14 protein-coding genes are annotated in these 19,240 nt (G+C 53.9%); 4 read left to right on the forward strand and 10 right to left on the reverse strand.

Features of this window, described 5'->3' with window-relative positions; translation table 11 throughout:
• Positions 1–465: 465 nt before the first annotated feature.
• The 7 genes from HMPREF1323_RS06530 to HMPREF1323_RS06560 form a co-directional block, all read right to left on the reverse strand.
• Positions 466–1,593, reverse strand: a complete 1,128-nt coding sequence (locus HMPREF1323_RS06530) for a restriction endonuclease (RefSeq protein WP_009433361.1) — start codon at positions 1,591–1,593, stop codon at positions 466–468.
• A gap of 941 nt (positions 1,594–2,534) precedes the next feature.
• Positions 2,535–3,041: a transposase gene (locus HMPREF1323_RS06535; protein WP_198004376.1), complete on the reverse strand. Its 507-nt coding sequence runs from the start codon at positions 3,039–3,041 to the stop codon at positions 2,535–2,537.
• Between the two features lie 603 nt (positions 3,042–3,644).
• A complete protein-coding gene (locus HMPREF1323_RS06540) occupies positions 3,645–4,208 on the reverse strand; it encodes a hypothetical protein (protein WP_009433354.1) in 564 nt (187 codons plus the stop codon).
• A gap of 187 nt (positions 4,209–4,395) precedes the next feature.
• Complete coding sequence (gpmA, locus tag HMPREF1323_RS06545) at positions 4,396–5,142, reverse strand: 2,3-diphosphoglycerate-dependent phosphoglycerate mutase (protein ID WP_009433363.1); 747 nt, start codon at positions 5,140–5,142, stop codon at positions 4,396–4,398.
• A 66-nt stretch (positions 5,143–5,208) separates the two neighbouring features.
• Positions 5,209–5,844, reverse strand: a complete 636-nt coding sequence (locus tag HMPREF1323_RS06550; protein ID WP_044124173.1) for an HAD family hydrolase — start codon at positions 5,842–5,844, stop codon at positions 5,209–5,211.
• A gap of 7 nt (positions 5,845–5,851) precedes the next feature.
• The gene (locus HMPREF1323_RS06555; RefSeq protein ID WP_009433353.1) at positions 5,852–7,408 is read right to left on the reverse strand and encodes a T9SS response regulator signal transducer PorX; all 1,557 of its coding nucleotides are present in this window, start codon (positions 7,406–7,408) and stop codon (positions 5,852–5,854) included.
• A gap of 216 nt (positions 7,409–7,624) precedes the next feature.
• Entirely contained in the window at positions 7,625–10,159 is a 2,535-nt protein-coding gene (locus tag HMPREF1323_RS06560; protein WP_009433360.1) for an alpha/beta hydrolase family protein, read from the reverse strand.
• 801 nt (positions 10,160–10,960) lie between these two features.
• On the opposite strand from HMPREF1323_RS06560, the gene HMPREF1323_RS06565 reads away from it, so the two are divergent.
• Positions 10,961–11,782 (forward strand): GIN domain-containing protein, encoded by an 822-nt coding sequence (locus HMPREF1323_RS06565; RefSeq protein WP_009433366.1) that lies wholly within the window; start codon positions 10,961–10,963, stop codon positions 11,780–11,782.
• Between the two features lie 101 nt (positions 11,783–11,883).
• Here HMPREF1323_RS06565 and HMPREF1323_RS06570 read toward each other — a convergent pair whose 3' ends face one another.
• Genes HMPREF1323_RS06570 through ftsH form a run of 3 tightly spaced genes read right to left on the reverse strand, consistent with a single transcriptional unit; the run spans position 11,884 to position 16,263 of the window.
• Positions 11,884–13,434, reverse strand: coding sequence for a glycoside hydrolase family 10 protein (locus HMPREF1323_RS06570; protein WP_009433362.1), 1,551 nt, complete (start codon positions 13,432–13,434; stop codon positions 11,884–11,886).
• Positions 13,435–13,445: 11 nt separating this feature from the next.
• Positions 13,446–14,261 (reverse strand): phosphatidate cytidylyltransferase, encoded by an 816-nt coding sequence (locus HMPREF1323_RS06575; protein WP_009433358.1) that lies wholly within the window; start codon positions 14,259–14,261, stop codon positions 13,446–13,448.
• Positions 14,254–16,263 (reverse strand): ATP-dependent zinc metalloprotease FtsH, encoded by a 2,010-nt coding sequence (gene ftsH, locus HMPREF1323_RS06580; RefSeq protein ID WP_009433356.1) that lies wholly within the window; start codon positions 16,261–16,263, stop codon positions 14,254–14,256. The genes HMPREF1323_RS06575 and ftsH overlap by 8 nt, the downstream gene beginning before the upstream one ends.
• Before the next feature lie 704 nt (positions 16,264–16,967).
• Between ftsH and HMPREF1323_RS06585 the strand changes: the two genes are divergently transcribed.
• The 3 genes from HMPREF1323_RS06585 to HMPREF1323_RS06595 all read left to right on the forward strand — a co-directional run.
• On the forward strand, positions 16,968–17,309 hold the full coding sequence (locus tag HMPREF1323_RS06585; RefSeq protein ID WP_009433364.1) for a helix-turn-helix domain-containing protein: 342 nt from the start codon (positions 16,968–16,970) through the stop codon (positions 17,307–17,309).
• Positions 17,309–17,680, forward strand: a complete 372-nt coding sequence (locus HMPREF1323_RS06590) for a MerR family transcriptional regulator (RefSeq protein WP_044124174.1) — start codon at positions 17,309–17,311, stop codon at positions 17,678–17,680. The genes HMPREF1323_RS06585 and HMPREF1323_RS06590 overlap by 1 nt, the downstream gene beginning before the upstream one ends.
• Positions 17,681–17,688: 8 nt before the next feature.
• A partial coding sequence (locus HMPREF1323_RS06595) for a bifunctional DNA primase/helicase (RefSeq protein ID WP_009433355.1) occupies positions 17,689–19,240 on the forward strand: 1,552 nt, incomplete at its 3' end.

A 19,240-nucleotide genomic window follows, 5' to 3' on the forward strand; every position in this document is an offset into this window, starting at 1 on the left:
GTCTGAAGCAGTAGGATCTTGAACATCATCAAGGCATCATAGGCTGGATTGCCTGTGGCGTTCTGGGTCTTTGTATACTTCTTGTTGAGTAGTGTACGAATCCCTCGCCAGCCAACGCAAGCGCTGATCTGTCAGAGGAACGAGTACTTCATGCGGTCGCGACGCACCTGCGTATAGACTCGCAGGAAGTTCGGAGCGGACTTGGTTTGTTTGGTAGGCATAGCCATACAACTGTTTTGTTGCGAAAACACTAAATATCAGAGATATATGAAGTGGTTACAACCCAGTATGCCTTTGAAATACCGTGCAATGGTCTCAAAAGGCGATGGATAGTGATAGTCGGTGGCAATGTTTATAATCCTCCCCTCTCTAGGTTTAGGTAGCTAGAGAGCAAGGACGATTATGCATTAACCCTATTGATGGAGCGAAGCCTTTTTGTCTTTAGAATAGATTACTTACATGGCACTATTCTTCTATAATTTTAGCTGTAATACTGACCTCTTCTGATTTCAGCTCCGACTTATCATGAACCACAATCGTTTTTATGCATTCATCTATTTTGGGTTCCACATTGATGGTTAAGAGTCCCTCTTTATGATAGTCCTCACAGAGGAACCTCCAGATTAAATCTAATTTCCTAATTCCATCAGCAGGAATTATACTCATATGGAAATCTCGGTGATCCATCTGCACAAAAACCGAGCTTTTAGGTCTGTACTCTAACTGATTTTTATGTGTTTTAAAGACTTCCCTTTGCGCCTCTCTACTGGCATTAATCTGTGCCCTCTCTGCTCCATCCATGCACCAACCACCACAATAGGAAAAGTGATCATCAATTTTAACAATGTCTTCTGCTCGAAAAAAGACGATGAGCTTTGGCGTTTTGATAACAGTCTTTCCAATATTCTCTATCCTTATATCTAATCTACACCACCTTTTATCAATCTTCCTTGGTGCTCCGTATAGACTAGGTAGCAGTGGCAATGATTCAATCCTAAATTGTAGCTTTTTCTCAAAATGACTCAACTCTCGATATTCATAACGAGTAGTAGTTCTAACATATTCTGGGCATATTGTGACGTCTCTTTCGCCATCAAAAGACACCTGTATATCCGTAGTATCCTTAAATTGACAGTTATTCACATACCAGTTGTAGGTAGTTCTATATCGTTCTAGTTGATCAACAATGTCTTCCCATGCAGCAATATCAACTGCGAACAAGCCTTTTTCCCTATTCTCAATATCTTTCTGTCTGATGTAGCTTTCTGTATTGGCATCTTTATTTGCGGTAGTAGCAAAGATCAGTAACTTTATTTTAGGCAAGAATCCCAGCGCTTTTTCTATCTCAGCATCAATCTCTCTTTCTGTCAACTGCGCATTTGTATAATCATCCTTTCCTTTGCACTGAATGCCACAGTAACCACCATATTTCTCAACATAAGAAAATACATCGACTCCATGCTGATTCTGCCCTTGGCGACCATGTCGTTTAATTGTATCCTCACAGGTCCATATCTCTCCCCATAATAGTTTGCAAAGTTTCTCAAAATCTTGCCAATTACTTGGCTTTTTCAATTGGGTTGGCGCTATCATAAAAACATGATTTTTAATATCATTATCTAATTCTGCATTTAATCCTTGAGAAGGATTAAGTCAGCTTATACTTTCCCCACCTTACCTCACTGGTACTGATTTATACACTGAACCAAAGAATGTAGAGGCGTTATTCATGTATCATGCTATAATTTCCCTTACTATTCATGGAATAAACTCATACCTTATCTGTGACAAATATACTGAATAACACGACATTACACATACCTGAAAAGATAATTAATTTGCACAGAAGACTTACTGAGAGTCTCCAACAATCAGCGAAGAAGTTTCTCTCCTTACTGAGCGTATCAAAATCGGTTACCCAAAGGGAAGGGCAGACATAGACTTTCTCCTAAGCAGACCCCATAACATCTGGTTGGGGGGAGAGTGGCATCCCCTGACTCTATAACAGTTTAATCCCTTCCCTTCGGATTGGCATTGAGCCGAAGGGAAGGGATTAAACTTATTGCATGGCTAGCCCCCTTATAATGATAACCAAGCCTCACACAAACACCCTAGATACAGGACCTATGAAAAGGGTATCGAAGAGTTACTATAAATCGTTGTAACGAGTTACCACAACTCGCTTCGATGACTTACCACAACTCGTTAAACCGAGTTACCATAGCTCTTTGTGGCGACTTATAGTAACTCGTCACCGCACATTTTCTATCCTTCCTGTTTACTAGGGTGGAATAGGTGTAAGTTGCTATTTGAAAAAGATTAGGGTACTGCTACCAAATCCATAATATGAGACCATTGCGCAAGCCCATCTCTTCACAGCTTGCACTTTCCTCCACCGAACTGCGGAGTCTTTAGGCTGAAAAGTGGGATGCCTGTCTCTCCCCCTTGCCCCCTCTCGGGAGGATAACCCTCCCGAGAGGGGGCTTTTCTTGGCTATTTGGTGCTCTGGAGCACAAGAAGCCCAGGCATACGCTTCAGATTGTATGCCATAGCTTCCAAGATATTCTGTGTATGCGTTCGCTCAAGCTCTCGGTAGCGACATCGCCCTCCTGAACACAGCTAATCCCGTGCTTCTTGAACTGCTTATTCAGCTCCCTAAGGAGCTTGTCCATAATCCCCAAGCGGGTCAGTTCAGTGCGAAAGCGACAGATGATGCTGTGGTCTGGAGCTGGAAGGCCCATATCCAAGAGGAGGAATTCGCTGAAGAGGAGGGAGTCGTTGATCCGTTCTTCGACTTCGTAATCACTCAGGCCGTACCAAGTCTGAAGCAGTAAGATCTTGAACATCATCAGGGCATCATAGGCTGGATTGCCTGTGGCGTTCTGGGTCTTTGTATACTTCTTGTTGAGGAGTGTGCAAATACCTCGCCAGTCAACGCAAGCGCTGATCTGTCGAAGGAACGAGTGCTTCATGCGGTCACGACGCACCTGCGTGTAAACTTGAAGGAAGCTCGGTGCGGATTCGGTTTGTTTGGTAGGCATAGCTATACGACTGTTTTAGTTATGAAGATACTAAATATCAGCGGCATACAAAATAGTTAGAGCCCTGTACTCCTCGGAAATGCCGTGCAATGGACTCCTCTTCCTCGTCCACATTCCTCGGGGATAAGCCTGGGGATAAGTCGGTAGATGGGGAGGATGCTGCACTGCTCTTGGTGCGAACGCGCCGATGCCTACGGGGCGGTGTCGTGGGTATTTCTCGGGGATAATGCTGGGGATAAGGCTGTGGGAAAGGTGCTGCATGTAGTGGAGATCCTACACCTTTAGGGGGATTATCCACCTAAGGTGCACGGATAGGAAGTGCGTCGGTGTAAGGGATGCTGAAGGATCTTGTAGAGGATGGGAAAGCAACCTATAGTGGTCGCTGTGACGACCAGTAGTGGTTCACACGCCGACCAGTACTGGTTTGCTCACTGACCAGTAGTGGTTCGCTCGCAAACGACTATAGGTTCACACCACCCTCTTGTAGGAGAGGGCGTTTTGTCCTCGTCTTGAAGAGAATGTGATCCCTTGCATAACGCACTAAGGCCAGGAGGCGCAGTGTGCAGCCTCCTGGCCTTAGCCAAGGGTAGAGTATGGGGTAGGCTACTTCGTGACGGTGCCTTCGAAGGCAATCGTCGACTTCGTTTCAGCCTTGTTGAGTGCGGTGAGGATCTTTGTGATCTCTTCGCTGGGGCTCTTGCCGTAGCGCGTCTTGTAGCTATTGAGGTACATGATGTACATGGAGAGATCCAGCTGACCGGAGAGCTTGCCATCCTTGACGGAGAAGCTACCTACCTTGGGGGCGAAGGGCATAGCACCGTGCTTAGGGGTGTGGATAGTAGCACCATTCTGTACTTCGTATTCGCGAGTGCCTTCCTTGCCGGTGAAGGTAATCTTGTTGCCCTTGAGCGTGACCTGAGTGAACTCGCCCGTACCGAGGATGGCTTCGCCGAAGTTGAACTCGGTGAGGTTGATCTTACCGATGCTGTCGAGGGTGACTTCTGCGGGAGTGACCGTCACCTTGCTGATGGTGTAGGTGCCATCGGTGCCGGTGACGATGGGGTTGGGTGTTGGCTTGGGCTCGTTGTTTTCCTTGCCACCACAGGAGGAGAGGCCGAGGGTGAGGCCAGCGAGGAGAAGGACCGAAGCCCACTTCTTGGTATTCATGTCTGTGAACGGACTAAGTGTGATACGATGACGGAGGGGAAAGTCCCTCCCTACGGGGAGTAAAGGTAGCTCAATATATAGGCTTAATGACTCACAGTCTGCAATATACCTATATATAGGTAAGCGCCCCAGATAGCACGTGCTATCTGGGGCGCTTTTATCTAACAAGTAGTGGGGATTCGTAGGCTTAAGCCTTCTTACCCTGGTTGGCTACAGCCTCCATGAGCTTCTTGATCTCTTCGGGGTCACCGAGGAAGTAGTCCTTGACGAGACGGAGCTCATCGTCGAACTCGAAGACGTAGGGAACGGCCGTGGGGAGGTTCAGCTCGACGATGTCTTCGTCAGAGATGCCCTTGAGGACCTTGATGATACCGCGCAGGCTATTGCCGTGAGCTGCTACGAGGACGTCATCGTGCTGCATGAGCGAGGGGAAGATCTTGTCTTCCCAGTAGGGGAGCGTACGAGCGACCGTGTGGCAGAGCGCTTCGGTCAGGGGCAGGTAAGCAGGTACGACACCCGTGTAGCGGGGGTCAGCCTGAGGTGCGCGCTCGTCGGTAGCAGCCAGAGGCGTGGGAGGCACGTCGTAGCTACGGCGCCAGATCTTCACCTGTTCGTCACCGTACTTCTCAGCCGTCTCAGCCTTGTTGAGGCCCTGAAGCATACCGTAGTGCTTCTCGTTGAGGCGCCAGCTCTTCTCTACGGGGATCCAGTCGAGGTCCATGACGTCGAGGATCTGGTTGAGGGTCTTGATAGCGCGCTTGAGGTAGGAGGTATAAGCCTGCGTGAAGTGGAAGCCGTTTTCCTTGAGGATGGCTCCAGCCTTCTTAGCTTCTTCTACACCCTTCTCAGACAGGTCGACGTTGGTCCAACCCGTGAAGCGGTTCTCCTTGTTCCACACGCTTTCGCCGTGACGGATCAGTACAATTCTCTTCATGATTCGTTGATGGTCTATAAATGAATTAGTAATGTGCTCGTTTATCGACTGCAAAGATAGCCAAACTTATCCGTGCTGGTTGAGTTGGCCGAGGAGCTGGCGTACGGGCTCCCGCCAGTCCTCGCCATTGAGGGGCTGGTAGGTGTGTATGCCGAACTCCCGCGCCATAGCTACGTTCGCAGGGCCGTCGTCGAGGAAGAGCGTCTCCTCGGGGCGCATATCCCCCTCGCACAGCATCGTCTCGAAGATACGGCGGTCGGGCTTGACCATCCCCATCTCGCAGGAGGCGAACTTCTTCTCGCAGAAGGACGAGAGCGGACGGCCGCTGGGGAGGAAGCGGTCTGACTCGCAGAAGTCCATGACGTAGGGATTGGTATTGGAGAGGATGAAGATGCGGTAGTCCCCGAGCTCCTCCTCGATGAAGTCGAACTTATAGGCGTCTACTTCGCTGAGGAAGCCGAAGTAAGCGTGAGCGATGTCGTCGTAGGTGAGGGTACGACCCGCCAGCGAGCTGAGCGCTGCACGGAACTCGGGCTCCGTCATGCGCCCATCCTCGACCTGGAGGAAGTAACCACTCTGAAGGTAGGGATCCAGCATCTTCTCGACGTCAGGTACCCCAAGGGCAGAGAAGCGGCGTAGGGCCTCTTCACGATCCAGTCGGAAGAGTACGCCGCCGAGGTCCAATACGATGTTTCTTATCATTCAGTGTTTAGGATTTGGGTTGCATCGTGATCAGCGGGATAAGCATCTCTTCGAGTGAGATCCCCCCGTGCTGGAAGGTGTCACGATAGTACTGCACGTAGTAATTGTAGTTATTGGGATAAGCGAAGAAGTCATCGCTGTAGCTGAAGACATAGCGGTCGGAGAGATTGACCTGTGGCAGGCCGATCTTCGCCGGTACGATGGCTTCGTAGACCTCCTTGGGGTTGTAGGTAAGGGTCTTCCCGACCTTGTAGCGGAGGTTGGTATTGGTGTTTTTGTCGCCGACGATCTTCACGGGGTTCTTCACGCGGATGGTACCGTGGTCGGTGGTGAGGATCACGCGGTAGCCCATCTCGGAGATGTGCTTGAAGAGGTTGTACGTCGTCGAGTGGCGGAACCAGCTGCGCGTCAGCGAGCGATACGCAGCCTCGGTGTTGGCCAGCTCGCGGATCATCTTGCTCTCGGTGCGGGCGTGGGAGAGCATGTCGACGAAGTTCAGCACGATGACGTTCAGCTGATACTGCTTGAGGCTATTGAGGTTGCCTAATAGGCGCTCACCGAAGCGGGCTTCGTAGACCTTATTGTAGGAGAAGGAATAGTTCTTGCGGTAGCGCTGGATGAGCGTCTGGATCATCGGCTCTTCGTTGAGGTTCTTGCCCTCTTCGCTCTCTTCGTCGACCCACAGATCGGGGAACATCTTCGCGATGTCCAGCGGCATCAGCCCTGAGAAGATCGCATTGCGAGCGTACTGCGTAGCCGTGGGGAGGATCGAGAGATAGAGGTCTTCGTCGAAGGTGTAGAACTCGCTCAGCATCGCCTTCACCGACTCCCACTGGTCGTAGCGGAAGTTATCGATGAGGATGAAGAAGACCTTCTCGCCGGCATCCAGGAGGGGGAAGACCTTCGTCTTGAAGAGGTCGGGGCTCATCAGCGGGCGCGTCTCAGGCTCGCGGATCCAGCCCTCATAGTTGCGGCTGATGAAGCGGCTGAAGAGGCGGCCAGCATCGGTCTTCTGCATCTCGAGAAGTTCCTTCATCTGCGGGTCGCCTTCCTCGAGTTCGAGCTCCCAATGCACGAGGCGGCGGTAGAGCTCCTTCCATTCTTCGACGGAGAGGCGGTCGCTCATCTGCGCGCTGAGCTGAGCGAACTCCTGACGATAGTTCATCGTCGTGGCTTCGCTGATGATCGTGTTCTGGTGAAGGTTCTTCTTCAGGGACAGCAGGAGCTGATTGGGGTTGACGGGCTTGATGAGGTAGTCGGTGATCTTACCGCCGATGGCTTGGTTCATCAGCTCTTCCTCCTCGCTCTTGGTGATCATGATGACGGGGAGGAAGGGGCGCAGCTCCTTGATGCGCTGCAGGGCATCCAGGCCTGTAATCCCCGGCATGTTCTCGTCGAGGAAGATGAGGTCGAAGTTCTGGGTCTGTACGGCTTCGATAGCGTCGGCGCCGCTGAGGACGGGCGTCACTTCGTAGCCCTTCTCCTTGAGGAAGAGGATATGTGGCTTGAGCAGATCGATTTCGTCGTCTGCCCAGAGGATCTGATATACTTTGTTGCTGCTCATACTTTGCGAAGATACATAAAACTTATGGGGGGCTCTCCCCCTAACTATAACGGCAGAGGAGGCCTCCTCGGTGCCCTCACCTCGATGCTATTCTTCGGAGCTTCGTCTGCTTGCTCCTTTTTCTTGGTGGGAGAGGAGTGCGGGAGAAAGCGTGCGCCCCGCCCTATCCATCGTGATAGGGCGGGGCGCATGGCTATGGGGAGATAGGCACGGGGCCTATAGGTCAAGCGGCGTCTTGGGGTAGAGGTGATCCCACCACTGGCTATTGCCCTGCAGGTGCTTGGCGAACCATGCCTGGATCGTCTGCATCCAGCGATCCTGTCGCTCGGGCTCGAGGATGTGGTGGTCTTCTCCCGTCACTTCGATGAGCTCGACGGTGCGGCCGAGTATCTTCAGCGCATTGTACATCGCGGTGCTTTCGCTGGGGGGTACGTTCACGTCGGACGTCCCGTGCAGCAGGAGCAGAGGTGTGTGGATCTTATCGGCGTTGAAGAGCGGGCTGTGCTTGGTGTAGAGGTCGGGGTTGTTCCAGGGGTAGCTGCCTTCGGAGGCCACCGTGCTGTAGCTCATACCCCAGTAGCCCCCTGCCCAGTAGCTGGAGATGGAGCTGATCCCTGCATGGCTGGCGGCAGCAGCGAAGAGGTCCGTGCGCGTCTGCAGATACTGCGTCATGAAGCCACCATAGCTGGCACCAGCGCAACCGATCTTCTTCGCATCGACGAAGGGGTGCGCAGCGACAAAGGCCTTCACCGCACCGATGATATCGTCGGAGGTCTTCGTGCCCCAAGCATTTAGGTGGTCAGCAGCGAAGCTCTGGCCGTAGCCCACTGTGCCGCGTGGGTTCAGCGAATAGGCTACATAGCCCTGAGCGGCGAACATCGCCAGGTCGTACGTCGTCTCCAGCTCGCGGCTCAGAGGGATCGTCCCGCCGTAGTAGTAGACGATCATCGGGTACTTCTTCGAGGGGTCAAAGTTGGGGGGCAGGTAGTACCAGCCGTCGATATCGACACCGTCGGGCGTGTGGTAGACGAAGTCCTTCGCAGGGGTGAACTTCACGCCACGGAGCTTCTCAGCCGAGATGTCCCAGATGAGCTTGCTCTTGCCCGAAGCATCGAGGCTGTAGAGGCGGTCGGCATTGTTGAGGCTCTGGCCGAAGTAGTAGAAGGTATTGCCGTGTGAGGCGACACCGAAGCCACGGACGACGTCTTCCTTCGTATCGATCTGCGTGATCTTATTCGTCTTGACGTCGAGGCGGTAGAGGCTCTGGCGGCTGCCGTTGTCAGCGAGGATGTAGAAGGCCTTGCCCTTAGCGTGGTACTGGACGTGGTCTACGCTGGGATCGAAGTCGCGCGTCAGGGGCGTGACACGGCCCGTGGGGATATTGACGCGGAAGAGCTCGTGCTCATAGCCGTTGCCCACGCGCCCGTTGGGGAGCGTATTGCCCACGCCACCGAAGCTATTGGGCGAGCCCATAGCCAGCACGTCCTCTGTGCCGGGGATGAAGCTTACGCTACCGATCTCAAACTGCTTCGTGAAGACCGTATCGATACGGCCCGTGGCAGGTGTGTAGCGTAGTACTGTCGTCTGGTCGAAGGGGCTGTGCTGCCAGTCCTTCGTGTAGAGACCTAAGAGGAGCTGACTGCCGTCAGCGGAGAAGTCGAGGAGGCTCACCGAGCGGTAGCCGTAGAGTACGGGTTCGTAGACTCCCGTGGCGATGTCATAGCGATAGAGTGCCTGACGATCGCGCGCGCCTGGCTGACGGTCATCGGGCGAGAGGCGGCGGATGAGGAGCTTATCCTTCTCGGGGCCCTTGACCTCTTCGTAGATGTAGATGGAGCGCTTGTCGGGGCTGATCATGAAGCTCTCCCCAGGGATCTTGTCGATCCATACGGTGCTGCGACCCGAGATGGGGTCGATCTTCACCAGCTGGTCGCCAGCGCGATTCGAGGTCTTCATCACGAGGACGTCCTCGTCGGGCATCCATTCGGCGCCGTAGAGGGACTGCGTCGTGCGAAGGACCTTGCCCGTCGCACCCTCGCGGATCTCCTGAAAGCTGACGCCCTTCTTCGGAGCGCGCTCGGTGTAGGTCACCAGCACATACTTGCCCGAGGGGGAGACGTGGGTGTAATAGAGGCGCTTGCCGTGGGTGAGGTAGTTCCAGTTGATGTAGCGGACACCATCACTTGCAGCCTTGAGATCGAGCTGAGGCAGGCCTTCCTCGGGCTCAAAGACGAGCTTGAAGTCCCCGCGTGCCTTGTCCTCTGCGGTGGAGAGCACCTTGACGACGAGGTTCTTATTCGTAGCGATGAGCGTCAGCGGCACGGATATAGCAGGCACCGTATCGCTCTCGGCAAGCTTATCCTCATTCGAGCCTAAGAGCGTCTCGCCATCATAGAGCGCATAGCGAGCACGGCCATAGAGCTTGAGTGTGCCCTTGGTGAAGCCTTGGCTGATGAGGGGGAAGGAGTAAGAGGAGAACGTACTGGCACCGCTGGCGGGCTGGGCGACGGCGAAGAAGCCATTGGATGCCGCTGCGACGGATGTGCCCTTGAGCCCCTCGGTCTTGTAGGAGGTCTTCAGCAGGGAGCCGAGAGAGAACTTCTGGTTGTGGACGTCGACCGAATCGATCATCACGGGACGGCTCACCGCGTGGGTGCCGTAGCTCGTCGCCTTCGTGAGCGTCTGCGCCTGGGCAGTGCTCCCCGCCAGGCAGAGGGCGAGCAAGGCGAGGCTTGTAGTCGTTCGTTTCATAGCGCTTGATAGATGTGTATGTATGTGTCGTGGCGGAGGCTCTGAGGTGTGCGGCATTGCAAGGCCCTGCAAGTGTCTCCTTAGGGCAAAGATACGAACTACGGCGATAAAACTCCCTATCTCTGCCCCAGATTTTCCACGTCGCGAAGACCGCCCTTCACAAGGGCTGTAGAATGTACCTCATAAGGGGAGGTAAGCGAACCTATATTGGTCGTATCACAGACCTATATAGAGATTGTTGCCGCGAGTCCTGTACTCTATTTAGAGTGCTAAGGCATCGCACGCCCAGCTCCCCGATATATCTCTTCAAAGTGCTCAAGCAAGCCCTTCGCCTTATCGCGAGTATTCCTCTTATTCAGCGGAGGGAAAAGTGCTATTCTCGTGAAGAAAAAAGCACCTTCCCGTAGTGGTATTCTTCTATCTATGCACGTAGTCTTAAAGACCAGGCACGTAAATCCAAATATCCACGTACGTAGATTTATCGTCCACGCACGTAGCCCAAACTTATCTGCCACTCGTCCACAACTTTTATCCCTATACGGAGCAACAATCTAATATAGCTCTACCCACGTACCTATATAGGTTCGCTCGCTGACCAATATAGGTTCATACCACCCTCCACTATAGAGGTAGAGATCCCCTATAGCGAGCGGGCTTCTTCTGCACCCTCAAAAGATGGTTCGTTGTACCAAAAGGCAAGGGGAGTCTATCTCTTTGCTTGCAGACTCTTTGCTTTTGTGAGGAAATGCTACCTTTGATAGTACTAAGATCCACAAACACAAGTCCAATACGCACACTATCATGGCACATTACCGCAGACTCCTCCTCGGGGCTCTCACCCTTGTCCTCGGGGCTCTCTTCATCATCTCGTGTCGTCGTACGGCACGCGTCGGCTTCACCGAAGTCGATCTCAAGAACCTCCCTACTTGCGATTACCTCGTCGTCGACTATCCCCTCAACGTGACGGTCCATGTTGGCACTCAGACTGCCGTCGCCTTTGACGAGAAAATGCCGAAGCGTATCCGTGAGGATATCGAGGTGAAGGTCAAGGACAACATCCTCCTCATCAGTTCGCGCCACGAGCGCACGGGCGTCGATCCCTATGATGATGTCCAGCGCGGGAAGAGCGCCCACATCGATGTGTATCTACCCAAGCTCCTCGGGGTAGAGGCTACCTATGCCGCTAATATCTCCGTACCAGACAGCCTCCGTCAGTCGTCCTTCTCCGTCGTCCTCTCGGGGGCATCTGACCTCACAGACCTTCGCCTCACCGCCGACAGCCTCTCCGTCAGTACGGCGGGTGCCTCGGGCATCCGTGGCTGGGTGAACGTAGCTAAGAGCCTCGAGATCATCTCCTCGGGTGCCTCCTCGATCCGCCTCGCTGGGCAAGCTGACTACCTCTCGGTGAGCCTCTCGGGGGCATGTGACTTCCGTGCTGAGCAGCTCCATACGCGTGCTGTCGAGGCACTTCTCGCAGGAGCTTCGCGCCTCGACCTTGGGAATGTCGATACCATCAGCTATGGTGTGTCGGGAGCTTCGAACCTCAGATACCAAGGCCAGCCCGTCGTGATCGGTCAGGTCGTCACGGGTGCCAGCACGGTGAACTCTTCACCTGCTAAGTAGCACGCGCCTCCCTTCCTCTTCCCACAAGCAAAGCGAGGGGGCTACGGACGCAGTGTCCGTAGCCCCCTCGGCTTATATATGTGGGTGATGCGCTTAGCTCCTTAGTAGCTGATGCGGATCGATGCGGGCTTGCTCTCCTGCCAGAAGCGGTTGATGGCCGTCACCATGTAGCGGTATGTCGTACCACGCTCCATGCTGGGCAGGATGAAGTAGGGATTGGTAGAGATGCTCATCAGGTAGCGTACGTCAGAGATATCGGGGCGCGTACCTTCGGGGAAGGCATACACGGCATAGTAGAATGCCGTCTCGGGATCGCTGGGCTCGCGGTAGTCATCCCAAAGGATCATGTGCCCGTCTTCGTTGGTGTCCTCGAGGATGAGGCTGATGGCGGCAGGGGCCTTCGTCTTACCGAGAGCACCGTGTACCTCGGGAAGGAGCGCACGGTAGGTCTGGTAGCTGGTGATGAGGCTATCGCCAAGACCCTTGTAGTTCTTCACGAGGTCTTCGCCTGACCACCAGGAGTTCCCACTGCTATTCTGTCGGCTGAGGGCGAGCTTCTCCTCGAGCTGACCGCCGTCCATCGTGCGAGCAGCGTGCTGACCGATGTAGAGCTGTGCCTTCTTCTGAGGGGTATGCTTGCCCCACCAGTGCGTGAGCTCAGCGTAGTCGGCAGCCTGATGACCGATATTCCAGTAGACCTGAGGCACGATGTAGTCGACCCAGCCCTTACGCACCCAGTGTAGGACGTCAGCGTGCAGGTCATCGTAGGTCTGCAGGCCCGAGGTCTTGCTGCCTTCGCGTGAAGAGGCTTGGTTGCGGTAGATACCGAAGGGGCTGATACCGAAGCGCACCCAAGGCTTAGTCTCGAGGATGGTCTGACGGATCGTGTAGATGAGGCGGTTGACGTTCTCACGGCGCCACTCGTTCTTCTGCTCGGGACGGTAACCTGCCGTGAGACCGTAGCGGCTGAAGGACTCTTCGTCGCCAAACTCTAAGCCTGCCTGTGGGTAGGGGTAGAAGTAGTCGTCGAAGTGGATGGCGTCAATGTCGTAGCGCTGGACGATGTCGCGGACGATGGTGCTGATATAGCGGATGCTCTGTGGATTGCCTGGATCCATGTAGAGTTGCTTGCCGTGGCGGATGAAGAGCTCGGGCGAGTGCTTAGCAGCGTGGTTAGGCGCCAGATAAGCCTCGGCGTTGCCCGCACCACGATAGGGATTGACCCAAGCGTGGAGCTCCATACCGCGGGAGTGGCACTCGTCGATGACGAAGCCCAGAGGGTCCCAAGAGGGGTTCGGAGCTTCGCCCTGCTTACCGGTGAGGTACTTACTCCAGGGCTCGTGGGTGCTCTTGTAGAAAGCATCACCCTCAGCGCGCACCTGGAAGATGATCGTGTTGCAACCGAGGCGCTGCAGGAGTGCGATGCGGTTGCTCAGGAGCTTACGGGCTTCTTCGCGAGAGAGCGAAGCGTAGTCGCTGCGGTAGATCGTCGGGAGCCAAGCGCCGCGGAACTCACGCTTCACAGGCTGCTTGGGATCGGAGGGGCGGCTCTGGCGGGAGCTCACACCGCACGAAGCGAGCAGCCACAGCGAGGCAAAGGCCGAGAGTAGAAGGGCGGTGCCACGTGCACCAAGGGGGAGTCTGACGTTCATCAGGGGGATGATTAGGCGAGGTGGATCAGCTGATAGGTATAGAGTACCCAGAGGAAGAAGGCCACGAAGGGCAGCGTGAAGAGGAGGCTGTCGATGCGGTCGAGGATACCACCATGACCAGGGATGATATTGCCCGAGTCCTTGACACCGACACTGCGCTTGACCATCGACTCGAAGAGGTCACCCCACGTAGCGGCGATAGATATGATGACACCGATATAGCACTGCTCCCAGCCGAGGAGGAGACCCGTAGCGACGACAGCTGCGATGAGCCCGCCGACGAAGCCTTCCCAGCTCTTCTTAGGTGATACGGAGGGGAAGAGCTTATGACGTCCGAGGGTCGAGCCCGCCAGATAAGCACCCGTATCGTTGGCCCAGATCGAGACGAAGATCGTGAGGAGGATGATCGAGGTATCGGTATCGGTGTAGAAGATATTCGCGATGCTGAGGAAGCCCCCGACATAGATCTGCCCGAAGATCACCTTCGCCAAGTCGGTCGGCATAGCCTGACGCTCGCTGTAGATGCTGCGTACCAAGATGTAGAGCAGGTAGCCAGCGTAGGGAACGAGGAAGGCGGCGTACGCGATACCCTTGTCAGCGATCTCGTGAGTCGCCCAGAAGAGATAGACTGCAGCCGTAGCGTCGAAGATACGGCGCAGGGGGAAGAGGCGGTGAGTCGACACGAGGTTCGACCACTCCCAGGTACCGAGGAAGGCCAAGAGGCCGAAGACGATCATGTAGACGAGGTGCTCACGCAGCAGGAGTGCCGCGAGGATCAGGCCTACATAGAGGGAGCCGAAGATGGCTCGCTTGACGAGGTTACTCATTCGATGTTGCTTCTGTATCTGTTGTTGGGGTTGTGGATTCTTCTTCTTGCACCTGCTCCTTCTCCTGATTCTTTTCTTCGCGCTCCAGGATCATTTCGTCGGTGCGACTGACCCAAGGGCGCTTACCGAAGATGTGCTCTACGTCCTCGGTGTAGATGACCTCGCGGTCCAGGAGGAGCTGCGTCAGCGCCTTGAGGCCTTCGGCATGCTCACGGAGGAGCTCCTTAGCACGCTCGTATTCGACACGGACGATCTCGCGAGCCTCTTCGTCGATGAGCTCGGCGGTGCGATCACTGTAGGGCTTCGTCAGGCCGTAGCCATCACCCTGCATATCGTAGTAGTTGACGTTGGGGAGCTTGTTGCTCATCCCGTAGTAGGCGACCATAGCATAGGCCGTCTTTGTGGTGTGCTCGAGGTCGTTGGCAGCACCCGTAGAGATGCGACCGAGGAAGACCTCTTCGGCGGCACGACCTGCGAGCGTGGCGCACATCTGGTCGCGCAGAGCTTGGGTCGTGGTGATCTGACGCTCCTCGGGGAGGTACCAAGCCGCACCGAGCGCCTTGCCTCGAGGTACGATGGTGACCTTGACCAGCGGATTGGCGTACTGGAGGAACCAACTGACCGTGGCGTGTCCAGCTTCGTGGAGGGCGATGCTGTGACGCTCCTCTTCGGTGGTCATCTTGTTCTTCTTCTCCAGACCACCAACGACGCGGTCGACGGCGTTCATGAAGTCATCACGGGAGATGAACTCCTTGCCAGCACGGGCAGCGATGAGGGCTGCCTCATTGCATATATTGGCGATGTCAGCACCCGAGAAGCCTGGGGTACGGCGTGCCAAGAGATCGACGTCGACAGATTCGTCGATCTTCAGCGGGCGAAGGTGCACGAGGAAGATCTCCTTACGGTCGTGGACGTCGGGGAGGTCTACATAGATCTGACGGTCGAAGCGGCCCGCACGCAGGAGGGCTGCGTCGAGGATGTCGGCGCGGTTCGTAGCAGCCAGCACGATGATACCGCTATTGGTGCCAAAGCCATCCATCTCGGTGAGGAGCTGGTTCAGCGTATTCTCACGCTCGTCGTTGCCCCCGAGGTTGTTGTTGCGACCACGGGCACGACCCACCGCATCGATTTCGTCGATGAAGATGATACAGGGGGCCTTCTCCTTGGCGGTCTTGAAGAGGTCACGGACGCGTGATGCCCCGACACCGACGAACATCTCGACGAAGTCCGAGCCAGCAAGCGAGAAGAAGGGTACGTGTGCCTCACCTGCTACGGCCTTTGCCAGTAGGGTCTTACCCGTCCCTGGAGGTCCTACGAGCAGTGCGCCTTTGGGGATCTTACCCCCGAGCTGCGTGTACTTAGCGGGGTTCTTGAGGAAGTGGACGATCTCCTCGATCTCGACCTTCGCTTCGTGTAGCCCCGCTACATCATTGAAGGTCACCGAGGTGCTCTCCTTCTCATACAGCTGGGCCTTGCTCTTGCTGATATTGAAGATACCACCTCCTACACCGCCACCTGCGCCACCCGATGAGCGGCGGAAAATGTAGATCCAGAAGATGATGATGAGGGCGAAGGGGACGATATTGGCCGTGAGAGAGATCCAGCGGGAGCTCTCTTCCTTGTATTCTACCTTAGCGGTCGTGCCGCTGGTGTCGTAGGCTTCGGCGAAGCGGTCGACGGTAGGGATCTGCGTCTTTATCGTGTACTCGATACGCTTCTGCTCGCGGCCCAGCACGGGTGAGCGGTGGGTGAAGAGGCTATCGGCAGCACGCTTGTTCAGCTGTGCTGTGGCGGTCTTCTCCCCGCGGTCGACGGTGATCTGGGTGAAGGCACCCTGATTCATCATCTGGCGGAATTCGTTCCAACTCATATCCTTATTCTCGCCGAAGCCACCATCCCAGAGGAAGAGCCCCCCGAGGATAGCGAGGATGATCGCGTAGATCCAGAGTTCGTTGAAGCGGAAGGGACGCCCTGACCCGCCTGTTTTCTTTTGTTCTATCATTCGTTATCTATGTTGTCTTGTCGTTTGAGCAGGCAGGCGTATCCGGCCTTAGTCCCACTCTTATCCTAACAAAGACGATGCCATCTTAGTTGCCTGCGGGTGCGCGCAGGCAGAGAGCTGTAGAGCACCCTCCGTAGCCCACGGCTCTTCCCAGTTGTGGGGATAAAGAAAAAAGAGCGACGAAGAGAGTCTCGCTCACTTGATCGCTCATGCTATATACTGCGGAGAGGGCGGGATATGAACGCATCCCACCTATGTTGTTGTATGACAGGTTCTATCTAATCTAGTCAAGCGGGGAGTGTAGCAAAAGTGTAGCAGTTTTCTGACTGACTCTTGACTACTCTTCTGAATGGCTATTGAAAGTAAAACATCTCTCTTTTTCGGTTGACAAAGGTACAGAAAAACGAACGATAAGCAAAGCTTCTCTTTTATAGGTATTTACGCATATCCTTGCTACACAGTCTGGTGCACGGTGCAAGCCCTATATATAGAGGGCTTGCACCGTGCACCAGTGTCACCTGTGTGGCTGGGCAAAAATGACGTGTTCTCTTGAAGGAAAACCTTTCCTATCTCTATCTTATATCAGCCCCATTGCAGCCCGAAAGATATCTATGTTGCATCTGATGCAAGACCTCTTGCATTGGGCGCATAAACTTGCACGAAACGGGTTGGTTGAGCTCGGATGCGTTTATAACTTTGAGTATATGGAAAAACTACTCGAGCTCCTGAGAGCTACTCGCCTGAAGAATGGGATTTCGCAAGACTATCTTGCTGTAAAGCTGGGAGTTTCCTCAAGCTCTGTCTCGCGCTGGGAATCTAAAGGTAACTTCCCCAGTGTCGATAAGCTCTTTGAGTATGCAGAGCTTTTGGGGTTTACTCTTCAAGAGGTTCTTGCACTCAGTGCAAATACTCCTATTGAAGTCCCCAAGCCAGTGGGTAAGATTGAGATCTCTGCCTATGATAAAGCAACTTTCAAACGTCTTGTTGCACAACTACTCGAGGAGGGGGATGGTAACATTGAATTTGTCACAACACATCTGAAGTGATGGAAGTAATCTCTATGGAAAGCAGTGTCTATCAGGATTTGGTAGACCGCCTTAATCGAATTGAGCAGTATGTTGAGCGTACCACGCACCTACTTCAAGATATTGATGATGAGCTCGAGATGTCCACTAAGGATCTCATAGAGACGTTGAATGTCTCTGAGTCGACCCTGTATCGTTGGCGCAAGAAGAACCTAGTTCGCTTTCGCTATACGGAGAGTGGTGATGTACGCTACTTCTATAAGTCTCTGCTTATCTGCGCTCGCTGTAACCGCTTGCGTATCTCAGGTATGCGTAATGATGAGCTTTTAGATCGTCTTTTGCGCTACAAGGATAAGCTCATCCTCTCGAGTTGTCTCGCTTCAGAACGATAATCCCCATGATGATCGACAAAGAGCAAGTACTGGCTTTGACGGATCAGGGCCTCAATATCTTCAGTCACTATCTGGGGTTTGAGGTCAATCTGCATCGTAATTTCCGGAGTCCGTTCTATGATGACAGGCGAGCTTCTTGTCATATCTACTACGACAAGAAATCGTCGACCTATAAGTACTACGACCATGGCGATCCCTCCTATGCGGGGGATTGCTTTTGGTTTGTAGCACAGTTGCGGGGTATTGATCTGAGAGCGGGCTTTCGTGAGATACTGCAGATTATTGTTCAAGAGCTGGGGCTTCATATCCTTGCGGAAGAGCAGGCAAAGAAACCTGTTGCAACAGAGACTTTGCATACTTCTACGCTGAGTGAGTCTGTCCAGGATGAGCTCCCCTATAGCTTCGAGATTCAGCCTTTTGATGATGGGCTCTTAGCTTATTGGGCACACTATGGTATCTATGAAGATACCCTCAGGCGCTTTCGGGTACGGTCATTGAAGAGCTATAGGAGCCAGACGAAGGAGGGTAAGCCCTTTGAGTTGAAAGCTAGCCCTACGGAGCCTATCTATGCCTACATCGGTGATGGCTACATTAAGATTTATCGCCCCAACAGCTCGAAGATGCGCTTCCTCTATGGAGGACGAATGCCCAGTCCCTATTGTTTCGGGATGGAGCAACTCCCCAGTAAAGGTGATATGCTCTTCATTACGGGAGGGGAGAAGGACGTTCTCTCACTTTCCGCTCGACATTTCCATGCGATTTGCTTCAATAGCGAAACTGCGCAGATTCCCGAGCGTATCATTGAGAGTTTACAGCTACGTTTTCGGCATATTATCCTCCTCTATGATTCGGATGCTACTGGGCTTCGTGAGGCTCAGCGGCAGGTAGGTCGCTTGTCGGCTTATCATGTGAAGCAGCTCCAGCTTCCACTCAAAGGGACGAAGTCCGAGAAGGATATTTCGGATTACTTTGCTCTGGGGAATGAGGGGGCCGACTTCCGGGGGCTACTGAATACGCTCCTCTCTCAAATGTACACGCAAACGATGATGCTCCTTCGCTCGTGTGAAATCGACTATGATAACCCTCCTGATGCCTCTAAGTCGCTCGTGGCAGTCAATGGAGTACCACTTGGAACACAGGACAACCTCTTCTGTATCACGGGGGGAGAGGGTACGGGTAAGAGTAACTATGTCTCAGCGATTCTTGCTGGAGCTCTCGCTCAGCAGCGTTTAGAGGCTGAGCTAACGCTAGGGCTTGAAGTTACGCCGAATCCAAAGAGGCTGGCGGTCCTACACTACGATACGGAGCAGTCAGAGGCTCAGCTACACAAGAACCTGGGTAAGACGCTCCGCCGAGCATCACTCACGGCTGTCCCTGACTTCTACCATTCGCTCTATCTAGCTTCGCTCTCGCGTAAGGATCGCTTGAAGCTTATCCAAGAGAGTATGGACATCTTTCATCATAAGCATGGGGGTATTCACCTCGTGGTTATTGATGGTATTGCCGACCTCATTCGATCAGCTAATGATGAGACGGAGAGCATTGCTATCGTCGATGAGC

The organism is Porphyromonas sp. oral taxon 279 str. F0450, assembly GCF_000292995.1.
GTDB lineage: Bacteria > Bacteroidota > Bacteroidia > Bacteroidales > Porphyromonadaceae > Porphyromonas > Porphyromonas pasteri.